This is a genomic window from Micromonospora sp. DH13 (genome assembly GCF_020873825.1).
Classification (GTDB): Bacteria; Actinomycetota; Actinomycetes; order Mycobacteriales; family Micromonosporaceae; genus Micromonospora; species Micromonospora haikouensis.
Window position 1 is genome coordinate 1 of record NZ_JAHWGR010000076.1, and the last position, 6,319, is coordinate 6,319.

At 72.7% G+C, this 6,319-nt stretch carries 6 protein-coding genes; 1 reads left to right on the top strand and 5 read right to left on the bottom strand.

All coding sequences use genetic code 11. The annotated features are described in order from the left end of the window. Positions 1-704: FAD-dependent oxidoreductase (locus LPA42_RS33195; RefSeq protein ID WP_228987131.1), on the top strand; the 704-nt coding region annotated here is incomplete at its 5' end. Positions 705-780: 76 nt separating this feature from the next. Here LPA42_RS33195 and LPA42_RS33200 read toward each other — a convergent pair. From LPA42_RS33200 to LPA42_RS33220, 5 genes are all read right to left on the bottom strand, one after another. After that, positions 781-1,815 (bottom strand): nucleoside hydrolase, encoded by a 1,035-nt coding sequence (locus LPA42_RS33200; protein ID WP_077940010.1) that lies wholly within the window; start codon positions 1,813-1,815, stop codon positions 781-783. Next, a complete protein-coding gene (locus LPA42_RS33205; protein ID WP_077940011.1) occupies positions 1,812-2,666 on the bottom strand; it encodes a carbohydrate ABC transporter permease in 855 nt (284 codons plus the stop codon). The genes LPA42_RS33200 and LPA42_RS33205 overlap by 4 nt, the downstream gene beginning before the upstream one ends. A 2-nt stretch (positions 2,667-2,668) precedes the next feature. After that, positions 2,669-3,559 (bottom strand): carbohydrate ABC transporter permease, encoded by an 891-nt coding sequence (locus LPA42_RS33210; RefSeq protein WP_043968850.1) that lies wholly within the window; start codon positions 3,557-3,559, stop codon positions 2,669-2,671. Between the two features lie 68 nt (positions 3,560-3,627). Continuing rightward, the gene (locus LPA42_RS33215) at positions 3,628-6,003 is read right to left on the bottom strand and encodes an extracellular solute-binding protein (protein WP_077940012.1); all 2,376 of its coding nucleotides are present in this window, start codon (positions 6,001-6,003) and stop codon (positions 3,628-3,630) included. Continuing rightward, positions 6,000-6,319, bottom strand: a 320-nt coding sequence (locus tag LPA42_RS33220) for a PfkB family carbohydrate kinase (RefSeq protein ID WP_228987132.1), incomplete at its 5' end; no start/stop codon positions are given. The genes LPA42_RS33215 and LPA42_RS33220, both read right to left, overlap by 4 nt.

Here is a 6,319-nt window from a genome sequence, read left to right on the forward strand (position 1 = left end):
TGTCCCGCGAGCCCGCCCTGCTGCCGCAGTTCGGCCCGGACGTCTCCAGCTACCTGGCCCGGCTGCACCGCGACGCCGGGGTGCGGCTGCTGCTCGACGCGCACGTCCGTTCGGTCGGGCCGGCCGGCGGCGACGCCGCCTCGGTGGTGCTCGCCGACGGGACGGCCCTCGACGCGGACGTGGTCGTCGTCGGCATCGGTGGCGTCCCGAACGTGGAATGGCTGGCCGGCAGCGGCCTCGCCGGGCCGGACGGCGTGCCGGTGTCGCCGCACGGACAGACGGCCGACCCGGCGGTCCTCGCCCTCGGCGACGTCGCCGCCTGGCCGGGCCCCGCCGGCCGGGGCCGCCGCCGCTCGGAGCACTGGTCGCACGCTGTCGAACAGGCCAAGACCGTCGCCCGGGTCCTGGTCGAGGGGGCGTCCTTCGACCCCGGGACCTTCGTGCCGTACGCGTGGTCCGACCAGTACGGCCGCAAGCTCCAGACCGTCGGCGAGGTCACGGCCCGGCCGGGCCGGATCGTGTCGGACAACTGGCACCCGACGGACGGCCGGCGGCACTGCCTCTACCTCGACGACCGGGGCGAGGTGGTGGGCGGGCTCTTCGTGGACGATCCGCGGGGCGCGGGGCAGCTGCGCCGGGCCCTGCAGCGGGCCGGCGCGCCGTCCGGCCCCGGCGCCCACGACCTGCGGCCCGCGCCGGCCTGAGGGGTCCCGCGACGCACATCGGCCCGGGGCCGACGGACCTGCACCGCAGGCGCCGTCGACCCCGGGCCGGTGACCGCTACGCCCGGGACCCGACCTGGTCCGACCAGCCGTGGTACGCCGCGAACATGGTCCGCAGGAGCCGGTCGTTGTCGACCGTCTTCACGATCCGCACGGGTCTGGCCCGGGAGATGTCGAGCCCGACGTGCAGCCGCAGGTTCTCCCGCGTCCAGGCGACCGGGCGGCCCCGGGTGAGCGTGCCCTGGGTCTCGACGTCGACCATCATCTCCTCGACGGTGACGATGCCCGGATCGACGAGCAGCGCCACCGCGAGGGGGTCGTGCAGCAGGCAGCCGCCGATGCCGCGCCAGGCCGCGGCCAGGTCGATCCAGGGCCGGGTCGTCTGGACCACGTACCGGGCCAGCGCGGAGCGCTCCGCATCCACGAGGTCGAGGTCCTCGTGGCGCAGCAGCGTCTGCGACGTCGCGTCCAGCGGGAGCAGCGTGACCGGGCACCCCGAGGTCAGCACGGCCCGGGCCGCGTCCGGGTCGATGCCGAAGTTCAGCTCCTGTAGGAACCCGGGAACGTCGAACGCGCCCCCCATGACGACGATCTCCCGGACGACCTCCGGCAGACCCGGGTCGAGCTGCAGGGCCTGCGCCACGTTCGTCAACGGACCGATCGCCACGATGGTGATCTCACCCGGGTGGGCGCGGACGTGCCGGACGATCTCCGCCGCGGCGCCGAACGCCGTGCCGGGGTCGTGGGGGTCCGGCGGCGGCACGGCGGACCATGCGGCGCGGACCGCGTCGCTGCGGGTGACCTGGTCCTGCCGGCTGCGCCAGGGGCCGCTCGGCTCCAGCAGCGCGGTGCCCGCACCGGCGTACACCGGGATGTCGAGCCCGACCAGGTCGACGAAGGTGCGGGCGACGGCGTAGCCCTGGTCGCGATGGGTGTTGCCGGACACGACGGTGATCATGTCGAGCTGGATGGTGTCGGAGGCGACGGCGAGCGCCAGGGCGAGCCCGTCGTCGATGTCCGCGCCGGGGACGCCGTTGCCCGGGTCGCAGTCGACGATGATCCGTCGCCGCGACGGCGGGCGGCCGGCGCTCACTCCCGCTCCCCGGTGGAGGCGAGCGACGAGGCGAACTGCCGCTGCGCGAAGAGGAGCACGAGCAGCGGAACCACGGCGGTGAGGGTGGCGGCGGCGAACATCTGGCCGTAGTCGACACCGGACTCCTGGGCGAAGTCGGCGATGGCCACGGGCGCGACCCGCACGGCCGGCGCCGGGGCGATGAGCAGCGGCCACAGGAACGACTGCCACTGGAAGACGAACAGGATCAGGCCGGCGCCGACCATCGACGCCCGCGACAGCGGCAGATAGATCCGCAGGTAGATGCCGAACCAGGACAGCCCGTCCATCCGGGCGGCCTCGCTGAGCGAGGTCGGGATGCCGAGGAAGAACTGCCGCAGCAGGAAGATGGCCAGGCCGTTGCCGACCGCCGGCAGGATCAGCCCGACGAGCGTGTTCTGCAGGTCGGCCTCGCGGAACGTCGACGCGAGCGGGATGGCGATCGCCTCGAACGGCACCAGGAAGCTGACGACCATGACGCCGAACAGCGCCGCGCGCCCGGGGAACGGGATCATCGCCAGCGCGAACGCCGCCAGCGACGACACGGCCAGCCCGAGGGCCACGCTGACCGTGGTGACCAGCACCGAGTTCAGCAGCGCGAGGGTGAAGCTGCTCTCCAGCACCGCGCGGTAGTTGTCCAGCGAGACCGTGGAGGGGACCACCGTCCGCACCGAGACAGGGGAGAGGTAGCGGAAGATCTCCTCGCCGGGGCGCAGCGAGGAGACGACGGCCCAGAGCAGGGGCGCGACGGCCAGGGCGGCAACCGGTACGACGAGCCAGAGTGTGCGGCGTCCGGTGCGCCGTTCGTGGCGTCTCGCGACGATGTCGGCCATGTCTAGTCCCTCCCGGGCAGGAGCCGGAACTGCGCGGCTACCACCACGATGACGATGCTGACGAGGACGACCGTCGCCGCGGCGGAACTGCCGGTGTCGGCCAGCGTGTAGGCGCGTTCGAAGATGAAGTTCATGATGAGGTTGGTCGATCCCTCCGGCCCGCCCTGGGTCAGGATCCGCACCGGGGCGAAGACCAGGAAGTTGGCGACCGTGTCGGCGACGAGGACGAACAGCAGCGGCCGGCGGATGCCGGGCAGGGTGATGTGGACGAACTGCTTCCACCCGCCGGCGCCGTCGAGGTCGGAGGCCTCGTAGAGGCTGCGGGGGATCTCGTGGATGCCGGCGACCAGGAAGGTCATCCAGTAGCCGACCCCGACCCAGCTGCACAGGATGACGATCGACATCAGCGCGGTGTCCGGGCTCACCAGCCACGGCACGGCCGGGATGCCGAGGGTGCCGAGGAGGCCGTTGAGCGGGCCGTCCGGGCGGAACAGCACGCCCCAGACGATGGCCGACACGGTCTGCGGGATCGCGATGGGCAGCAGGATCAGCGTGCGCCAGAGGCCCACCAGCGGGATGTGCCGGGTGAGCAGGACGGCCAGGAACAACGCGACCGCGATCTGGAACGGGTTGATGACCAGCGAGAACAGCAGGGTGACCTTCAGCGAGCCGAGGAACGCGGGGTCGCCGAACAGGTAGGTGAAGTTCGTCAGCGAGAACTCGCCGAGCCGGTTCGTCACCGCCGAGGTGACCGCCTCGACGGACGGGACGAGTCGTAGGAAGACCAGGCCGGTCAGGGCCGGCAGGAGGAACAGTCCGGCGGTGCCGAGCGTCCGCAGGCGCGCGCGGTTGCGGCTGCGGCCACCTCGGGGGCGCGGGGGTGCTTGTGTCACGTTCGTGTCTTTCCGACTAGGGCCTGCCGGGCCCCGGGCGGCGCGACCCGCCGCCCGGGGCGGGCGCGCTACTTGTACTGGGACAGCTGCCGGGCGAGGGCGTCCTGCGCGGTGGCGAGGATCTGCGTCGGGTCGCCGCCGTTGCGGATGTCGGCGAACGCCTTGTTCACGATCGTCTCGAAGTCCACATACCCCACCGAGGACGGCCGCCGGACCGCGTGCTCGTCGGTGTCGGTGGTGAGCAGGGTGCCGTACTGGGTGGTCTGCCGGGGGGCGATGCCGTCGATGTAGTGGATGTACTTCGGGTACGCCTTCTGGTTCACCGGGGGCAGGTTGAACTTCGTCGACGCGGACGTCGCGCCGTCCGTGGACAGCGACAGGTAGCGGGCGAACTCCTGCGCTGCGGTCGGGTGCTCGCTGACGTTGCTGACCCCGACGGCCCACGAGTCGGTCGGCGTGACGACCTTTCCACCCGCGGCGTACGGCAGCGGGGCCATGCCCCACTTGTCGGCGAGGCCGCTCTTCTGCAGGTCGGTGATGCGGGCCGGTCCGGCGACGTAGAAGGCGACGGAGCCGTTCTTGAACAGGTCGGGCATCTGGGCGGACGCCAGGCCACGGGGGGACAGGCCGGAGGAGTAGAGCTTGCCGTACCAGTCGCCGAAGGCGCGCCACTGCGCGGTGTCGACGGCCGGGGTGAGGTTGCCGTCGCCGGCCAGCCCGGCGCCGCCACCCATCGACATGATCACGGGCTGGAGGGCGTAGTAGGCGTCGACCTGCTCGAAGGCGAAGCCGTACTGGGCACCGGCGGCCTTGGCCTTGGTGGCGGCGGCCAGCGTCTGGTCCCACGTCCAGCGGCTGGCGTTGTCGGGCCCGGGCTCGGCGATCCCGGCCTTGGCGAGCAGGGCCTTGTTGTAGAAGAGGAAGTTGTCGCTGGTCCACAGCGGGTAGCCGTACTGCTTGCCGTCCCAGGTGACCGAGGAGATGCCGCCCGAGGTCAGGCTCTCCTTCATGGCCGGGGCGTCGGCGGAGACGTCCTTGAGGAAGCCCTGGGCGGCGAGGCTGGGCAGACGCGGCGGGTCCACCGCGATGACGTCGATGGAGGTGTCCTTCGAGCCGAGCCGCGCCTGGGTCTGCGCCGCGATCTCGGCGAAGGGGATGATCTGCACCTCGACGTCGATGTTCGGGTGCTCCTCGTGGAAGGCCGCCACCGCCTCGTCGAAGACGCCCTTGTGCGGGGTGACGAACGTGATGGTGGCGTCCGCGTTGGGATCGTCGTTGGCGGAGGAGCCGCAGGCGCTCAGCGCCAGGGCGGCGACCGCCAACGAAGCGCCGGCGATCCGGCCGACCTTCTTTGTCATGGTATGGTCCTCTTTCGATAGGGGGCCCCGGGTGTCGCCACCGACTGCCATCTGAGTCGACACCTGGTGGTTCTCTCTGTGATGTGTGGTGCAGCCGCAGGAGCGGCGACGGAGGAGTTCGGTGTCGCACACGATGTGCCTCCGCTCCTCCGGGCTCGTGGGTCGCGTCAGGGCGACCGCGTGCCGCGCGATCTCGGCCAAGGGCTGGCCGACGGTGGTCAGCGGCGGCACGCTGAACATGGACTGTTCGGTGCCGTCGAACGTCACGACGGCCAGACCGCTCGGCACCGCCACTCCGGCGTCGGCCGCTGCGGCCAGGACGCCGAGCGCCTGCATCTCGTCGGTGACGAGGACCGCGTCGGCCGTGCCGCGCTCGAACAGGGCGACGGCCGCCTGGTAGCCGCCGGCCCGGGAGAACGGCGCCTCGAAGAAGAGGCTCTCGTCGTTGGGCAGGCCGTGCGCCTTGAGGGCCTTGCGCCACCCGCCGATCCGCTCGACGGACGTGAACAGGTGCGACGGGCCGGCGATGACGGCGATGCGGCGGTGGCCGTGCGCGATGAGGTGTTCGGTGGCCATGGCGGCGCCGTCGAAGTTGTCGACGACAACTGAGGCGATGTCGGAGAACCGGTCGCGCCGGTCGAGGGCGACGACCGGTATCCCGGCCCGGATCGCCGCCTCGACCGGCGAGTGGTGGCCCACCCCGACGTACAGCAGGCCGTCGACCTGACGCTCGACGAAGCTGGCGATCAGCCGGGCCTCGCGCACGGCGCTCTCGGCGGAGTTGCCCACGAGGAGGACCTGCCCCTCCCGGAAGACCTCGTCCTCGATCGCCCTGGCCAGGGCGGAGAAGAACGGGTTGGACACGTCCGGCACGACCAGGCCGAGCACGCCGGAGCGGCCGCCGGCCAGGGCCTGGGCGATGGCGTTGGGTCGGTAGCCGGTGCGCTCGATCGCGTCGAGGACGCGCTGGCGGGTGGCCGGCGCGACCGCGCGTGGCCCGTCGTTGACGACGTAGCTGACGACCGCCACCGAGGTGCCCGCCTCGCGGGCGACGTCCTGCCGGGTCACCCGGCGTGGTCCGGTCATCGCGGTGCCGCCTCGCGGCGCAGCACGTCGGCGGCCTGCTCCCGGGTCGGGTAGGCCGAGGCGGCGCCGGGCCGGCCCACCGCCAGGGAGGCCGCCGCCAGGCCCCAGCGGGTGGCCTCCGCCAGGGAGTGCCCGTTCGCGAGCGCGGCGGCCAGCGTCCCGGTGAAGCAGTCGCCGGCGCCCGTGGTGTCGGCGACCGTGGCGGGGAACGCCGCCAGGTGGCGTGCCGTCGGCCCGTCCGCGAGGACCGCGCCCCCGGCCCCGAGGGTGACGACGACCGACCGGGCGCCGGCGGCGACGAGCTGGCGGGGCCCCC

Bases quoted from the DNA above. Each gene is read 5' to 3' on its own strand.
- LPA42_RS33205 (WP_077940011.1), bottom strand. From the start codon at position 2,666: ATGGCCGACATCGTCGCGAGACGCCACGAACGGCGCACCGGACGCCGC.
- LPA42_RS33215 (WP_077940012.1), bottom strand. From the start codon at position 6,003: ATGACCGGACCACGCCGGGTGACCCGGCAGGACGTCGCCCGCGAGGCG.